This window comes from Xanthobacter sp. YC-JY1, assembly GCF_021730305.1.
GTDB lineage: Bacteria > Pseudomonadota > Alphaproteobacteria > Rhizobiales > Xanthobacteraceae > Xanthobacter > Xanthobacter flavus.
In genome coordinates, this window is the sequence record NZ_CP032674.1 from 4,771,049 (window position 1) to 4,787,351 (window position 16,303).

At 67.2% G+C, this 16,303-nt stretch carries 15 protein-coding genes; 5 read left to right on the forward strand and 10 right to left on the reverse strand.

Going from position 1 to position 16,303, the window contains the following annotated elements; genetic code table 11:
- Positions 1 to 7: 7 nt before the first annotated feature.
- From D7006_RS22420 to D7006_RS22465, 10 genes are all read right to left on the reverse strand, one after another.
- Positions 8 to 1,081, reverse strand: coding sequence for a tartrate dehydrogenase (locus tag D7006_RS22420; protein ID WP_237354621.1), 1,074 nt, complete (start codon positions 1,079 to 1,081; stop codon positions 8 to 10).
- Between the two features lie 35 nt (positions 1,082 to 1,116).
- Positions 1,117 to 2,610 (reverse strand): NAD-dependent succinate-semialdehyde dehydrogenase, encoded by a 1,494-nt coding sequence (locus D7006_RS22425; RefSeq protein WP_237354622.1) that lies wholly within the window; start codon positions 2,608 to 2,610, stop codon positions 1,117 to 1,119.
- 12 nt (positions 2,611 to 2,622) lie between these two features.
- The gene (locus D7006_RS22430) at positions 2,623 to 3,549 is read right to left on the reverse strand and encodes a glyoxylate/hydroxypyruvate reductase A (protein WP_237354623.1); all 927 of its coding nucleotides are present in this window, start codon (positions 3,547 to 3,549) and stop codon (positions 2,623 to 2,625) included.
- A gap of 31 nt (positions 3,550 to 3,580) precedes the next feature.
- A complete protein-coding gene (locus D7006_RS22435; RefSeq protein WP_237354624.1) occupies positions 3,581 to 3,934 on the reverse strand; it encodes a cupin domain-containing protein in 354 nt (117 codons plus the stop codon).
- A gap of 96 nt (positions 3,935 to 4,030) precedes the next feature.
- Positions 4,031 to 4,825, reverse strand: a complete 795-nt coding sequence (locus D7006_RS22440; RefSeq protein ID WP_024276995.1) for an ABC transporter permease — start codon at positions 4,823 to 4,825, stop codon at positions 4,031 to 4,033.
- 2 nt (positions 4,826 to 4,827) lie between these two features.
- A complete protein-coding gene (locus D7006_RS22445) occupies positions 4,828 to 5,700 on the reverse strand; it encodes an ABC transporter permease (RefSeq protein ID WP_237354625.1) in 873 nt (290 codons plus the stop codon).
- 135 nt (positions 5,701 to 5,835) lie between these two features.
- On the reverse strand, positions 5,836 to 6,873 hold the full coding sequence (locus D7006_RS22450; protein WP_237354626.1) for an ABC transporter substrate-binding protein: 1,038 nt from the start codon (positions 6,871 to 6,873) through the stop codon (positions 5,836 to 5,838).
- A gap of 62 nt (positions 6,874 to 6,935) precedes the next feature.
- Entirely contained in the window at positions 6,936 to 8,240 is a 1,305-nt protein-coding gene (locus tag D7006_RS22455) for an FAD-binding oxidoreductase (RefSeq protein WP_237354627.1), read from the reverse strand.
- Between the two features lie 18 nt (positions 8,241 to 8,258).
- Positions 8,259 to 8,981 (reverse strand): HAD-IA family hydrolase, encoded by a 723-nt coding sequence (locus D7006_RS22460; protein WP_237354628.1) that lies wholly within the window; start codon positions 8,979 to 8,981, stop codon positions 8,259 to 8,261.
- A 41-nt stretch (positions 8,982 to 9,022) separates the two neighbouring features.
- Entirely contained in the window at positions 9,023 to 10,114 is a 1,092-nt protein-coding gene (locus D7006_RS22465; protein ID WP_237354629.1) for an ABC transporter ATP-binding protein, read from the reverse strand.
- Between the two features lie 217 nt (positions 10,115 to 10,331).
- Between D7006_RS22465 and D7006_RS22470 the strand changes: the two genes are divergently transcribed.
- The 5 genes from D7006_RS22470 (at position 10,332) to D7006_RS22490 (ending at position 16,303) form a co-directional block, all read left to right on the forward strand.
- A complete protein-coding gene (locus D7006_RS22470; RefSeq protein WP_237354630.1) occupies positions 10,332 to 11,303 on the forward strand; it encodes a LysR family transcriptional regulator in 972 nt (323 codons plus the stop codon).
- A gap of 598 nt (positions 11,304 to 11,901) precedes the next feature.
- Positions 11,902 to 12,207 (forward strand): bifunctional DNA primase/polymerase, encoded by a 306-nt coding sequence (locus D7006_RS22475; protein ID WP_237354631.1) that lies wholly within the window; start codon positions 11,902 to 11,904, stop codon positions 12,205 to 12,207.
- The gene (locus D7006_RS22480) at positions 12,204 to 14,075 is read left to right on the forward strand and encodes an AAA family ATPase (protein WP_237354632.1); all 1,872 of its coding nucleotides are present in this window, start codon (positions 12,204 to 12,206) and stop codon (positions 14,073 to 14,075) included. The genes D7006_RS22475 and D7006_RS22480 overlap by 4 nt, the downstream gene beginning before the upstream one ends.
- A 498-nt stretch (positions 14,076 to 14,573) precedes the next feature.
- On the forward strand, positions 14,574 to 15,800 hold the full coding sequence (locus D7006_RS22485) for a phage portal protein (protein ID WP_237354633.1): 1,227 nt from the start codon (positions 14,574 to 14,576) through the stop codon (positions 15,798 to 15,800).
- Entirely contained in the window at positions 15,800 to 16,303 is a 504-nt protein-coding gene (locus D7006_RS22490) for an HK97 family phage prohead protease (protein ID WP_237354634.1), read from the forward strand. The genes D7006_RS22485 and D7006_RS22490 overlap by 1 nt, the downstream gene beginning before the upstream one ends.

Genomic DNA, 16,303 nt, shown 5'->3' on the forward strand with positions numbered 1-16,303 from the left:
CCGGGCGTCAGTCGAGGGCATCGGCGATTGCCTTTCCGCAGCTCAGCGTGTTGGCGGTCCCGCCGATGTCGGCGGTGCGGCCCGCAGGTTCGGCCAGCACCCGCTCTATGGCGCGCTCGATGGCAGCGGCGGCATCCATCTCCCCGAGATGCTCCAGCATCATCGCCGCCGACCAGATCTGGCCCACCGGATTGGCGACGCCCTTGCCAGCGATATCCGGCGCCGAGCCGTGGACCGGCTCGAAAAGCGAGGGGAAGGTGCGGTCGGGGTTGATGTTGCCGGAGGGCGCAATGCCGATGGTGCCGGTGCAGGCCGGGCCGAGATCGGAGAGGATGTCGCCAAACAGGTTGGAGGCGACCACCACGTCGAAGCGGTCCGGATGCAGCACGAACTGCGCGGTCAGGATGTCGATGTGGTACTTATCGGTGCGCACCTCCGGATAAGAGGCCGCCATCGCCTCCACCCGCTCGTCCCAATAAGGCATGGTGATCGCGATGCCGTTCGACTTGGTGGCCGAGGTGAGGTGCCGGTTCGGCCGCCGCATGGCCAGCTCGAACGCGAATTTCAGGACGCGGTCGACGCCGTGGCGCGACATGACGGTTTCCTGAATCACCAGCTCGCGGGGCGTGCCCGGATACATGCGCCCGCCGATGGAGGTGTATTCGCCCTCCGTGTTCTCGCGCACCACCCAGAAGTCGATATCGCCCGGCTTGCGGCCGACGAGGGGCGAGGGAACGCCCGGCATCAGCCGGACCGGGCGCAGGTTCACATATTGGTCGAACTCCCGTCGGAACTGGAGCAGCGATCCCCACAGCGAGACATGGTCCGGCACCGTGTCCGGCCAGCCCACCGCGCCGAACAGAATGGCGTCCGAGGTGCCGACCCGCTCCTTCCAGTCCGCCGGCATCATCTCGCCATGGCGGGCGTAGTAGTCGCAGCAGGCGAAGTCGTGCCAGTTGAGATCGAGGCTGAAGCCGTAGAGGGCCGCCGCCTTCTCCAGCACGCGTACGCCCTCGGGCATCACTTCCTTGCCGATGCCGTCTCCGGGGATGACGGCGATGCGATAGTGTCGTCCGGCCATGGTCACGTTTCCCTGCGATATGTGTGAGATTGGGGTCAGACGGGCGCCGTGAGGCGCAGCCCACCCATGTGAAAGGCCTTGGGCTCCAGATATTCGGCGATGCCGAGATAGCCGCCCTCGCGGCCGAGCCCGGACTGCTTCACGCCGCCGAAGGGCGCCACCTCCATGGAAATGGCACCGGTGTTGAGCCCCACCATGCCGAATTCCAGCGCCTCGCCGGCCCGCCAGGCGCGGTGCATGTCCTCGGTGAAGAAATAGGCGGCAAGGCCATAGGGGGTCCCGTTGGCGATGGCGATCGCCTCCGCCTCGGTCTCGAACCGGAACACCGGGGCGACCGGGCCGAAGGTCTCCTCATTGGCCAGCAGCATGTCGGTGGTGGCGCCGGTGAGGAGGAGCGGCGCCACGAAGTTTCCTTCCGTGCAGGACGTGTCGGCCTGCTGCGCCACGCGCGCGCCCTTGGCCAGCGCGTCGGCCACGTGCGCCCGGACCTTTTCGGTCGCCGCCCGATTGATGAGCGGGCCGATGCCAATACCCGGCTCGGTGCCCGGCCCGACCTTCTGCGCGGCGATCCGCGCGCCGAGGCGAGCGACGAAGGCGTCGTGGATGCCGGCCTGCACCAGAATGCGGTTGGCGCACACACAGGTCTGCCCGGCATTGCGGAATTTGGAAACCATGGCCCCCTCCACCGCAAGGTCGAGGTCGGCATCGTCGAAGACGATGAAGGGCGCGTTGCCGCCCAGTTCCAGGCTCAGCTTCTTCAGCGTTCCCGCCGAAGCACGCATGAGATGGGCGCCGACACGGGTCGAGCCGGTGAACGAGATCTTGCGGACCGTGGGGTTGGAGGTGAGCTCCTCGCCGATGGCGGCCGGCAGGCCCGTGACCACGGAGATGACGCCGGCGGGAATGCCGGCCCGCTCCGCGAGCTTCACCACCGCCAGAGCGGAAAACGGCGTCAGTTCCGACGGCTTGATGACCATGGTGCAGCCGGCGGCGAGAGCCGGCGCGCATTTGCGCGTGATCATCGCGATGGGAAAGTTCCAGGGCGTGATGGCGGCGGTGACGCCGATGGGCTGCTCCAGCATCAGGATGCGCCGGTCGGCGCCGGGGGCCGGGATGGTGCGGCCGTAGATTCGCCGCGCCTCCTCCGCGAACCACTTCACGAAAGAGGCGCCGTAGCGCACTTCCCCCTCCGCCTCGGGGAGCGGCTTGCCCTGCTCGGCCGTCATGATCCGCGCGAGGTCGGCGGCGTTGGCGAGGATGAGGTCGTTCCAGCGCTCCAGCAGGCGCGCCCGCTCGGCCGTCGGCACGTTGCGCCAGGAACGGAATGCGGCCTCCGCCGCCTCGATGGCCCGCCGCGTCTCGGCCGCGCCGCAGGCGGGAACGATGCCCACGGCCTTGCCGGTTGCGGGATCCTCGACAGCGAACGTCGCACTGTCATCGGCGGCGCACCATTGCCCCCCAATGAAGGCCGCCTCCACGAGGAGGCTGGGGTCGGCAAGGCGCAGGAAGTGTTCAGCGGCGAGGGACATGGGCGAAGGCTTTCAATAGCCGCGGCTGCGTTCGACGAGGCCGATCATCGGCTCGCCCGCGGCGTGGCGGCGGAGGTTTTCGAGCAGGCTGACCACGGCGGTCTCCGGCCGGGTGAGACTTGCCACGTGCGGGGTCAGCAGGATGCGCGGATGGCTCCAGAACGGATGCTCCGGCGGCAGGGGCTCCGGCTCCGTGACATCGAGCACCGCCGCCGAGAGCGTGCCGGCATCAAGGGCCGCGATCAGATCGGTTGCGACCACATGGCCGCCGCGCCCCGCATTGACGATGCGGGCGCCCGACGGCAACCGGGCAAACAGGCGGGCATCGAGAATGCCCCGCGTCTCGGCGGTGAGCGGCAGCAGGCAGACGAGGATGTCGGTGCGGGCAAGGAACGGGGCGAGCCCGGCCTCGCCGGCGAAGGTCTCCACGTTCGGGATATCCCGCGGCGAGCGGCTCCAGCCCGCAAGCGGAAAGCCGAACGCCGCGAGACCTGCGAGCGCCGCCTGCCCTAGCGAACCGAGCCCCATGACGCTGACGCGCCGTTGCGCCGCCGGCGTTTCATAGTGCGGCACCCAGAGGTTCCGCTTCTGCTGGTCGATATAGGTCGGCAGGTCGCGGTGGAGCGCGAGCACCGCCATGGTCACATACTCGACCATGCCCTCGACGATGCCGGGCTCCACCATGCGCACCACGGGAATGCCCGGCGGGATACGGGTGAGGTCGAGATGATCCACGCCGGCACCGGTGGAGAAGATCACTTCGAGGTTCGGAAACGTCGCCGCCAGATCCACCCGCACATCCCAGACGGCGACCCAGCGGATGTCGGCCGGGTCTCCCATGTCGGGCCAGATGCGCACGTCGATATCCGGCGCCATTTCGCCGATCAGCCGGCGCCAGACTTCGCCGCGGGCGGGATCGGCCATGTAGAGGAGTGCCATGGGCAGGACCTGACGGAGTGAGGGGGCGGGATCAGGAAACGGCAACCCACAGCTTGCGCACGGTCTCGAGCGTTTCCCAGGTCCCGACGAAGCCCGGCCGCAGCACGAAGGTGTCGCCCGCGCTGAAGCGGCGCGGGGTGCCGCCATCCTCGGTCAGCACCACGACGCCCGACAGGATGGTGCAATATTCCCAGGTCTCGCCCTTGATGGAGCGCGTGACGCCCGGCGTCGCCTCCCAGATCCCGGTGCGGATATCCTTGTGCCCGGCCGCCGCGATTTCCCAGGTCTTGTAGCTCGGATCACCGGCGATCAGCCGGTCGGGCATCGGCTTGCTCTCGCGCGCGGGTCCGGGGGCGGCAAGGTCGAAGGCGATGAGGTTGCTCATAGGTCGCGGTTCCAGGCGGCAGATGGGGGCGGCAAAGGGCGAGCGGGCGCCGGCCGGATTGGGCCGGCGCCGCGCAGGTGCGGGGTGTGCGCGGTCTCAGGCGTCGGCGTTCTTCCGCGGCGCGGTCCGTGCGCTGAGGGAGACGAGGATCACCATGAGGAAGGAAATCGCGGTCAGAAGGGTGCTGATGGCGGCGATGGTGGGATCGATCTCGTCGCGCAGCGCCGTGAACATGCGCTTAGTGAGCGTCTGGTACTCGCCGCCCGAGATGAAGATGGCGACCACCGTCTCGTCCAGCGCCGAGATGAAGGCGAACAGTAGGCCCGAGATGACGCTGGGGCGGATCTGCGGCAGTGTCACGATGAAGAAGGTGCGCAGCCTGTTCATGCCGAGGCTGCGCGACACCATCTCCTGCGCCGGATCGAACTTCCTGAGGCCCGTCAGGACTGAGATGATGACGAACGGCAGGCCGAGCATGACGTTGGCGAGGATCAGGCCGCTCATGGTCGCGAGCAGTCCGACATTGGCATAGACAAGAAAGACGCCGACGGCCGTGATCACGATCGGCACGACGAGGGGCAGGAGCAGCACCACCTGCAGGCTGCGCACCAGGCGCGACGTGCTGAGGTTCAGCGCGTAGGCCGCCGCCGTTCCCAGCACCGTGGCGATGATCGCGCTCGACACGGCGAGGATCAGGCTGACCCGCGTCGCCTGCATCCAGGCGGCGCTTTCAAGATAGGCCTCGTACCAGCGCAGTGACCAGGAGGGCGGCGGGAAGGCGAGGAAGCGGGCGCCCGAGAAGGACATGGGCACGATGATGAGGACGGGGACCATCAGCCAGACCAGGATGAGGCCCACCGCCACGTAGAGGATGATGCGGGAGAGGGACATGATCAGCGCGCCCCCATGATGCGTTCGAACGGGATGATGAGGCTCGCCAGCCGGAAGACGAGGAAGACGCAGGCGAGCAGCACGATGCTGATGGAGGAGGCGGCGCCCCACTCGTTGTAGACCTCGATGTTCCGCGAGACGAGCATGGAGACCATGTAGGTCCGCCCGCCGCCGAGCAGCTCCGGGGTGATGTAGAAGCCGAGCGTCAGCACGAAGACGAGGACCATGCCGGCCACGACGCCGGGCAGCGACAGGGGCAGGAACACCCGCGTGAAGACATAGAACGGCGTGCCGCCGAGGCTCGCGCCCGCCATGGTGAGTTCGGCCGGGATCTTCTGCATGGTGGCGTAGAGCGGCAGCACCATGAAGGGCAGGAGGATGTGCACCGTCGCGATCACGGTGCCCAGCTCGTTGTTGACGAGCGCCAGCGGGTTCTGGATCAGCCCGAAATCGGTCAGCACCGAGTTCACGAGGCCCCGCCGCTGCAGCAGGATCAGCCAGGCGTAGGCTCGCACCAGAACGCTGGTCCAGAACGGCAGGATGACCATCGCGAGGATGAAGATGCTCCATCGCCGCGATGCGCCGGCCGCCACATAGGCGATGGGATAGCCGAGCAGCACGGTCACAGCGGTGACGATGAAGGCGATGCGGAAGGTCTGCAGGAAGGTCGTCCAGTAGACGGCATCACTGAAGAACCGCGCATAGTGCGCCAGCGTGAAGGCGCCATCCTGGCGCACCGACTGCCAGACGAGCCAGCACAGCGGCACGATGAGCAGGCAGCCGACCACGGCAAGCGAGGGCGCGAGCAGCAGCAGGACGAGACGCTGTTCCTGCCTCTTGTGGACGACCGACGGATCAGATGGCGATGCCGACATGGCAAGCTCCTGGAGCAGTCTTGTGGAGCATTCTTGCGGGGCGGGCGCCGGCCCGCCACGCGAGGTGCATGGCCGCATGGGCCGGATCGTTTCACGGTATGCGCGGCGCGTGTGAAGCGATCCGGGGCCGCAGGCCTACTTCTGGACGAAGCCGGCCCAGCGCTTGATGGCGTCTTCGCCGGCGGGCGAGGCCCACCAGGCCTGCGACACCAGCACCTGCTTGGCCGCGTTCTCCGGCGCGCTCGGCATCTGGGTCGCGCGCTCGGGCGAGATCTTGCCGGTGGCGTAGGCGGCCGGGTTGCCCGGGCCGTAGTCGATATAAGCGGGGAAGTTGGCCTGGATGTCCGGCGTCATGGCGGCATTCACGAACTTGTAGGCGGTCTCGAGGTTCGGTGCGCCCTTCACGATGCACAGGGAGGTTTCCTGGAGCAGGCCCTGGTTGAAGGTGAAGCTCACCGGAGCCCCTTCCTTCATCACCGCGGCGACACGACCGTTCCAGGCCATCTCCATGTCGATCTCGCCATCCGCGAGGAGCTGGGCCGACTGGGCGCCGGAGGTCCACCAAACAGTGATGTGCGGCTTGATCTGCTCCAGCTTCTTGAAGGCCCGGTCCACATCGAGCGGATAGAGCTTGTCGGCCGGCACGCCATCGGCGAGCAAAGCGGCTTCCATGGTCGCCTGCGGATGGTTGCGCAGGGCACGGGTGCCGGGGAACGCCTTGACGTCCCAGAAGTCCGCCCAGGTCTGCGGCGCCTTGCTGGCGAACTTCTTCTTGTTGTAGGCGAGCACCGAGGAATAGAACTCGTAGGCCACCGAATACGGCGTCTTGTATTGCGCCGGCATGGATGCCGCGGTGGGAATATTGGAGAAATCGAGCTTCTCGACCATGCCCTGGTCGCCGCCGCGGACGCAGATGGTGGTCGGCGCGTCGATGACGTCCCAGATGGGCTTGCCGGTGGCGGCCTGGGTCTTCAGGACCGGCCAGGCGTCCGGCGCGCTGTCCTGGTTGATGGTGATGCCGAGCAGCTTGGCGGCGGGGTTGAGGATGGCCTTGGTCTGGGCCTCCTGATACGCGCCCCCCTGCGAGACGAAGGTGATCTGCTCTGCAGAGGCGGTCGCCACCGACAGGGCCAGAGCCGCGGTCATCACCGGGATCGAGACTGAAAAGCGCATGCCTTTTCTCCTCTTGGCCGCTTCGGGCCCTTGCCTTCTGGAAGCCGTCTGCTCGTCCGCCGTCATCTTCCGATGGCGTCGAGGAATTGATAGGCCCCTGCGACCAGCCGCACCGCGGGCTCGCGCAGGGCATAGAACGGAATGGGGTGGAGCGGCTGCCGGGTGATGAGACCGAGATCCGGCTGGCGCCCCGTCACCAGATCCGCCACATGCCTTCCGATGCCGGAGGCCAGCGCGACGCCGGTGCCGTTATAGCCCACGCTGTAGACCACCCGGTCGTCGAGCCGTCCGAGATGGGGGAGGCTGTCCAGCGTCATGGCGACGAGGCCGGACCAGCGGTGCGTCACCTTCACCTGAGCAAGCTCGGGGAACTGCCGCACCATCGCCTTTTCCAGCGCGGTGAACGCGCTTTCCCGATCGGTCTTCCCGAAGGCGCCGCGGCCGCCATAGAGCAGGCGATCGCCGGCCTTCCGGAACCAGCGCATCATGCGCCGGGTCTCGGTGTAGCTGCGTCCAGTGCGCAGCAGATGCGCGCCGGGTGTGCCGGTGAGCGGCTCGGTCGCGATCATGGCGGAACGGAACGGGATGATGGAGGTGCGCACGGCGGCGGTGGCGGGCGTCAGGTCCGAATAGGAATTGGTGGCGATCACCACCTGCCGCGCGGTGATGCGCGCTGCCGGCGTCTCGATCACCACGCCCGCCCCCTCGCGGCGCAGGCTCAGCACGGGCGAGCGCTCATGGATGGCGATCCCCGCCACCTTGAGCCCGGCGGCGAGGCCGAGCACGTAATTGAGCGGGTGGACGACCCCGCCATGGGTGTTCAGCATGCCGCCGGTGAAGCCGTGCGAGCCCGTCTCCGCGGCGACCTCTTCTGCGCTCAGGATGGAGATCGCCGTGTCTGCGAGCGCGCTGCGCAGCCACTCGGCTTCGGTCTTGAGCTGTTCGAGCGTATGCGCATTGTGGGCGCAGCGCAGCGAGCCGGTGGGCTGGTAGTCCGCCCCCTCGATGCCCAGCTCCGCGATGATCTCGCCCACATGCGCGATGGCCTCAAGCCCGAGATCGTGCATCCGGCGGGCCGTCTCGATGCCGTGCCGGCTGGCGATATCGCGGAAACCCAGCCGGAACTTGCCCGAGACCACGCCGCCATTGCGCCCGCTCGCGCCCCAGCCGATGCCGTTGGCCTCCAGCACCACCGACGACAGCCCGGCCTTGGACAGATAGTGAGCGGTGGTGAGGCCGGTATAGCCGCCACCGATCACTGCCACGTCGAAACTCTGGTCCCCGCTCGCGCTCGCAAATGTGGGACGCGCGACCGAAGTCGCCTGCCACAGCGAGGGGATGTCGGTCGGGAGCGCGGGGGTGACCATGAGGTTTTGCCTTCTCGCTCAGGCGGCTGCGCGGGAGGTGTGGAGTTCCGCGTCCACGGCATCGGCGAGCTGCTTCAGCGTGGAGAAGTGGAAGTCCGGCTTGGTCAGCACCTTCGGGTCGGGCGTGCCGCCGAAGCCCTTCAGGCCCTGGCGCCGCTCGATCCAGCAGGTGGTGTAGCCCTCGGCCTTGGCGACGCCGATGTCGTGATACTGGCTCTGTGCCACGTGCAGGATTTCCGACTGGCGGAAACCGTGGGCGGACTGGCGCCCCTTGTTGAAGGCGAAGAAGCGCGGATCCGGCTTGGCGCAGCCCGTCTCGTCGCAGGTCACGCTGTCGTGGAAGGGGTTCTCTAGCGTCGCCGAATAGGCCGAGAAGGCGGTCCGGTCGGCATTGGTCATGGCGACCAGGCGGAAATTCTTGCGCAGCCGGCGCAGGGCATCCACCGAATCCGCGAAGGCCGGCCAGCGCAGCACGGCGAGCTGGAAGGCCTCCGCGGTGGCCTCGTCGTTCTGGAAGCCCCGTTCGGCGGCGAGGGACAGATAGACGTCCTTCATGGCGAAGGAGGAGCGGCCATAGAACTTGTCGCGGCCGCGCTTGTAGGGCTCGAAGATGTCGTCGTCGCTGGCCGCCGCCGCCTTCGGGCCGCCCAGCGCGCGCACGGCGTTCAGGACACCCGTCTCGAAGTCGATGAGCGTGCCGACCACGTCGAACGTCAGGACTTTGAACTGAGAGAGCTTCATCTTACGCTTTCCTTGTGGATGTCGAATTGGGGAGCGGGGTCTCAGGGCGCCTGAGGCACCACGATGGTGTCGTCCGGATGCAGCCGGACGGCGATGCGTTCGCCCGGCGACTTCATCCGGGACCGGTTTTCGTGATTGCTCGGCACCCTCAGGCTCAGGCGGGCGCCGTGGTCCAGATCCACGAAGATGCGCACGCTCTCGCCCTGGTAGAGCGTTTCCGACACGGTGCCGGAGAGGATGTTCGCGGAGGTGTCCGCGCCGTCCTGCACCACCGTGAGCTTCTCGGAGTGCACGGCCAGGAACAGCTTTAGATTGTGCGGAATCGGCCGCGACGAGACGATGCGGGTGCCGCCGAGGTCCACCGAACGGTCGTCGATGCGCGACACCGGCAGAAGCGTCGCCTCGCCGATGAAGCCGGCAACGAAGGAATCCACCGGGTGGTCGTGCAGCCGCTCCGGCGCATCCACCTGGACCACGCGCCCCTTGTTCATGATGGCGATGCGGTCGCTCATGGTGAGCGCCTCGCGCTGGTCGTGGGTCACGTAGATGATGGTGGCGGCAAGCTGGCGGTGCAGATGCTTGAGCTCGATCTGCATCGTCTCGCGCAACTGCTTGTCGAGAGCCGAAAGCGGCTCGTCCATCAGGATGAGCCGCGGCTCGAAGATCATGGCTCGGGCAAGCGCGACGCGCTGGCGCTGGCCGCCCGACAGTTCATGGATCTTGCGGTCGCCGAACCCGCCCAGCTCCGTCATCTCCAGCGCCGCCTTGAGCTTCGCCGGCCATTCGGACTTCGGCATGCGGCGGGCGCGAAGCGGAAAGGTCACGTTCTCGGCGACGCTCATGTGCGGGAAGAGCGCGTAGTTCTGGAACACGATGCCGATGTCGCGTTTGTGCGGCGGAGCGAAGGTGATGTCCCGCTCGCCAAGAAACACCGACCCGGAGGTCGGCTGGACGAAGCCGCCGAGGATGCCGAGCAAGGTCGTCTTGCCGGACCCGGACGGTCCGAGCACGGAGACGAATTCGCCGGGCGCCACCTCGAGGCTGACGTCATCAAGGGCGCAGAACCCGGCGTAGCGTTTGGTGGCGTTCCGGATGGATACGCCGACTGTTCCGGAAGATGCAGGCCTAATCATCGTGCCCCGCTCTGAAAAGCAACGCGGCAACGTTACATCGCATGTGTCACCGGACGAACAGGCCCGCGCGCTGGCGCAAGCCGATCCGTGATCGCGATGCCGTCCCCTGTGTCTCTGGCTTTTATCGGCCCTTGTGGGCCTTCGTTGCGGCGTAGAAGACCAATCTTGCGCGCCGGGTTCAATTGAAAAAAAATTCCGGCTAAGTTACATTATGTAAATGCGCAAAATCCGCCTCGCCTTGCCGTCCATGAATGGCTTCTTCACGTTCGAGGCTGCGGCCCGCTGCGGCAGCTTCGCCCGCGCCGCCGGCGAGCTGAATGTCACGCCCGCCGCCGTCAGCCGCATGATCGGCCGGCTCGAGGACCACATCGGCACCGCGCTGTTCAACCGCCTGCCCGGTGGCGTGACGCTCACCGAGCCCGGGCTCATTCTCTACGAAGCCATCTCGCGGGGTTTTTCCGGCATCGAGCACGCTTTGCGCGAAATCGAGGACCGCAATGCCGGCGTGGATACAGTGACCCTCTCGGTCTCGACCGGTTTCACCACGCACTGGATCATGCCGCGGATGGCGGAGCTGAAGCGGACCTTCCCGACCGTGGAGCTTCGGTTCGAACTCATCATGTCCGCTTTGACGGGGCCGGTCACCGACGTCGATCTCGGCATGCGCTTCGTGAACGGGCCGGACGAGCGGCACGAGGCGGCCTACATCATGCCCGAGACGCTCCTGCCCATCTGCAGCCGGGGCTACAGCGAGGCCCACCGCGGGCCGATGAGGTCGACGGAGGAAACCCTCATCTTCCTGAGCGAGGCGCAGCCGAACTGGTCGCACCTCTTCTTTCCGGAGGACTCGAGCTCGCCCGTCAATTCAATGATCTTCTCGGACTACGCCATCGTGGTTCAGGCCGCCATGCTGGGGCAGGGCGTGGCGCTGGGCTGGATGAACGTGGTCTGCCACTGGCTGCGCCACAGGATGCTCATTCCCGCGAGCCCGCGCCTCATGACGACGGGGCGACACTGCCAGTTCGTCCAGTCGCGCGACAAGGCCGCGCGCCCCATCGTCAATGAGGTGCGGGACTGGATTATCGCCCGCATCCAGGAGGACATCGCGGTGGTCGCGGACCTCCATCCGCAACTCGGCCTCGATGAGGTGCTGGAACAGGGAGCGCGTCAGGTGACGTCCAGGAGCTGATCCGGCAGCGGATGCGCGATGGCGCGCGCCCGGGAGGTTTGAGCTCGAGGTTATTGGGTTCAGGCCGGGCCAGGCGCGGCTGGCGCATCATTTCCTCACCCGCCGAAGCGCCCGATGCGTGGGACAGCTTCCCATGTCTCAGAGACCCCCCAACAGCCCCCGCCGCATTGCTCCGCCCACGCGCTGCGCAATCGCGGGCGCCAGTATCGCCGCAGAGAACGACGCGACGGAGCCTCAGCTCATTGGCGATCTATGGAGACGGGAGAGCCCGAAGAAGGCAGCTGTATACGGGAAGAAGGCCACCGCAAGCGCCTTGCCGGCGACGCCATGCACCACTTGGTGCCGGCCAAACGATGAGCTGATCTTTCCCACTCCTCCCCACAGTATGCGGCCGGGAACGCAGCACAAAAACAAGCAATGTTTTCGAGTGCTCAGAGAGTGGGTGGTGCCAGGAGAGATGTCCAAGTTTTTCTTGGATCTCAAAGGCTTTGTCTTCGGTGCGGGCGTTTCAACGCTCGTTGAAAGATAAAGCGAATTTTCTGCACCGCCCGCACGAGATTTTCCGTTGCAAACACCTTCGCAGCTGGCGGGTGCTCTGATGGCACCCGTCCTTTCGTATGAAGCTGCCCTCGCTTATGCCGCCCTCGGATGGCGGGTCTTCCCGTGCGACCCGCATCCCGACAAGTCGCGCTCGAAGCGGCCTCTGGTGGTGGCGGACAAGGGGACGGACGGCTGGTCGATCGCGGGGACCGGCTGGCCCTGGAAGGCGACCTCGGACGAAGCGCAGATCCGCGCGTGGTGGAATTGTTGGCCCAATGCCCTGATCGGCATGAACCCCGGCTGGGCGGGTGGTTATGTGGTGGACCTCGACCCCAAGGGCGAGCCGGTGGAGACCGGGCCATGACCGGCTTCATCGATATGATGGCGGCTGTTGCCGCTCGCCTTCTGGGGGAGCCGAACCCTCACCATTCGTCCAAGGATGAATGGCGGTATGGGACCCACGGCAGCTTGTCCGTGAAGGTCGGCGGTCCCCACAAGGGGACGTGGATCGACCACGAGGCGAGCGAGGGCGGCGGCGTTCTCGACCTCATTGCACGTTGCGTCGGGGGCGGTAAGGAAGGCGCCACCGGCTGGCTCCGCCGGGAGTTCCCCGACTTTGCTGGCCGCCCCGAGGTGCCCAGCGTCCGTGGGCGCACCGTCGCGACCTATCCCTATCACGACGAGACCGGCACGCTGCTCTTCGAGGTGGTGCGCTCCGATCCGAAGGATTTCCGCCAGCGGCGCCCCGATGGCGCCGGCGGACATACTTGGAACCTCAAAGGCGTGCGGATGGTCCCCTACCATCTGCCGGAATTGCTCGAAGCCATCGGCCAGGAGCGCACCGTCTTCATCGTCGAGGGCGAGAAGGATGTGGACCGGCTCGGCCGGCTCAACATCCCGGCGACGTGCAACGCCGGCGGGGCGGGTAAGTGGCGGGATGACTTCGCGGCCCATTTCGCCGGCGCCGATGTCGTCATCGTGCCGGACAATGACGATGCGGGCCGCGACCATGCCGAAAAGGTCGCGCGCTCGCTCGCGTCCGTCGCAGCGCGCGTGCGCGTGCTTGCCCTCGCCGGCCTGCCGCGCAAGGGCGACGTGTCCGACTGGCTGGATGCCGGCGGCACGGTGGATGAACTGCATCGTCTCGCCGAAGAGGCGCCGACCTGGAAGCCTACCGTCGCCACGCGCCTCCCGGCGGTGTGGTGGGGCGATGAGGACAAGCAACCGCCCCTGCAATGGCTGGTGAAGGGCATGCTCATCGAGGGCGGGCTTTCGACGGTCTACGGGCCGCCGGGCACCTCGAAGACGTTCCTTGTGCTCGATCTCGCCTTGCACGTCGCCCACGGCCGGGAATGGTTCGGCCGTCGCGTGGCAACGGGCGGGGTGGTCTATGTATCGGGCGAGGGCGGCTCCGGCATGCGCCAGCGGATGAAGGCGTGGCGGAAGGAGCGCGACGGGGAGGCAGGGCGGCCCTTCGTGCTGGTGCCCTCCTCCGTCGACCTTTTCGAGGGCGATGACGGCCTAGAGACACTGATCTCTGACGTTCGGCAGCACGCCGGCATGATGTCGGCACCCCTGCGCCTGGTGGTGCTGGACACGCTCTCGCGGATGATCGGCGCGGGTGACGAAGATAAGGCGCGCGACATCAATGTCGTGGTGCAGCGGGCCGAGCGCATGCAGCGCGAGCTCGGGTGCCATGTGCTGGTCGTGCACCATTCCGGCAAGGATCGCGAGCGCGGCGCACGGGGCTCCAATGCCCTGCTCGGTGCCGTCGACGCGGCCATCGAGATTTCCCGTCATGAGACAGGATTGTGTGAAGGCAAGATCGCGAAAGTGAAGGACGGCGGGGACATTGCGCCTTTCACGTACGAGCTGCGGCAATCGGTTCTCGGGGCCGACGAGGACGGTGACGACATCACCTCCTGCGTCGTCAAGCCCTCGGATGCGAGCCCCGGCGAGGCGAAGGGACTGCCCAAGCTGACCAACCCCGAGCGGATTGCGCGTGAGGCGTTGATAGAGGCAATCGATGAGCAGGGCGAGGAGATGCACGGGAGCCATGCCCCCACATCCACCCGCGGTGTGCGCGTCGAGACGTGGCGCGAGTATGCCTACAGGCGAGGGCTCGGTGATACGCCGGACGCGAAGAAGAAGGCGTTCCAGCGTGCTCGGGAGAGCCTCAAGGCCAAGGGCATCATTGGCATCTGGGAGCCCTTCGCATGGATAATCCGATGAAGCGGGACACGAGTGTCCCGGCGGGACAGTCCCGTTTGTCCCGGTGGGGAGCGGGACAGGGGACATCCCCCAAAGGGGGTGTCCCCTGTCCCGACACCAGCACCACCGCCGCCGTGTTGGTGGGTCTTGCTGGTCGGGTGCGGCGGCTGGCACCGTCACACCGCGACCCTGAGGCCTTCCACATGGAAAAGTCGGCCATCGAGGGCGAGCTGAAGGCCTTGGCGAGGAAGGTCCGGTGAGGCCGCTTGGTCAGTCCTCGCTCGAAGTTCGGAGAAGGGGGGGTGGTTGCCGACTTCGCCGTCTTCAGCCGGGACCAGCGGACCCAGTTTGCGCGTGATGGAGGCCTTATGGTGTTTTTCTCATCAGATGCAGATGGTTAGGTGCGGTTTCCGTGCTACTGCGAGGATATGGCCGAGGCCCCCCGAGGCTGCGAAGTGTCCGAAGTTGTCCGAAGTAGCCCTCTGGTGACGGGCGCGTAGAAGGCGCAAAAAATGGAGGATGAAGACCCCCTTCGCCCTCCTTCGCTCCTTCCGGGCCGCCGAGCGCAAGTCGCTCGCCTCTCCCGATGCCGATCTGTTGGCGCTGTTCGGTGCCGCCGGCCCGACCGCCGCGGGTGTGAGCGTGGGGCCGGGCAGCGCTCTCGCCGTGCCTGCGGTGGCATGCGCCGTGCGGGCCATCTCCGAGGCCTGCGCCACGCTCGACGTGAAGGTGGTGCGCCGCGAGGCGGGACGTGGCGACGTTGAGGTTCCGGAGCACCCCGCGCTGCCCCTCCTGCGCGATGCGGCGAACGACTGGACTTCCGGCTTCGAATTCATCCGCGACCTCGCGGCACAGGCCCTCATCCATGACGCTGGCGGCCTCGCGTGGGTGAACAGGGTCGAGGGCCGTCCGGTGGAGATCATCCACTACGCGGCGGGCTTCCTCTCTGCCGAGTATGACACCGCCGGCACCGGCGAGCCGCTCTACCGACTTCAGGGCCGCGCACTGCCGGCCGGCGACGTGATCCACCTGCGCTCCCCGTTTGGCCGCTCACCCGTTTCCCTGGCCCGCGAAAGCATCGGCCTTGCCCTCACCCTCGACGCCCATGCGGCGCGCCTCTTCGGCAATGGCGCCCGCCCCAGCGGCGTGCTGACCGTGAAGGGCAAGACGAGCCCCGACGCCATCCGCAAGATCCGAGAGGCGTGGCACCTCGCCCATGGAGGCTCGAACTCCGGCAAGACGGCGATCATCGAGGGCGAGACCGAGTATGCGCCCCTGACCATGACCAGCGTGGACGCGCAGTTCCTGGAGCTGACGCGCTTTCAGGTGCTCCAGATCGCGCGGGCCTTCCGCGTCCCCGTCACCATGCTTCAGGATCTGGAGCGCGCCACTTGGTCGAACATGGAACAGGCGGGCCGCGAGTTCCTCGTTTACTGCCTGGAGCCATGGCTGCGCGCGCTGGAAGGCGCCCTGGGCCGAGCGCTGTTCACGGCCGAGGAACGGGCCTCCGGCCTCCGGACTGTCTTCGACCGCGATGACCTCACCCGCGCCGACATCGGCGCCCGGGCCACGGCCTATTCGAGCCTCATCGCCTCGCGCGTACTTTCGCCGAACGAAGCCCGCCGGTGGGAGGGCCTGCCGCCCTACGAGGGCGGCGACGCCTTCGCCAATCCGAACACCGGGGCCAACCAGCCCGGCGCCTCCGCGCCGGAGGACACCGGCCGGGTCGCCGAGGTGGATGTCTAATGGAACACGCCTTCCTTGAAACCAAGATCCTTGCTGATGGCGCAGGCGTGATCGAGGGGCTGGCGTGGCCCTTCGGCACGCCCGACCGCACCGGCGATGTGATCGAGCCCGGTGCATTCTCCGGCGTTCGCCTGCCGCTGCCGATGCTGTTCGGCCATGACCCGAACGATCCGGTGGGCGCGTGGACTGAGGCTGCGGAGACCCGCGACGGCCTGCGTCTCAAGGGCCGCCTGCTGGTCGATGAGGTGGCTCGCGCCCGCGAGGTGTTCGCCCTTGTGAAGGCCGGCGCGGTGCGCGGCCTGTCGGTCGGTTTCATGATCCGCAAGTCGGCGCCACGCGCCGCCGGAGGCCGCACCATCACGGCGCTCGATCTCTTCGAGTGTTCGCTTGTGACCACGCCCGCGCACCCCGGCGCGCGGGTGGTCGCCGCCAAGTCGGCGGTGACCGCGATTGCCATTGCCGGGGCTCTCCATCGCGCCGCTGCGGCGATCAGCAAGGGGTAA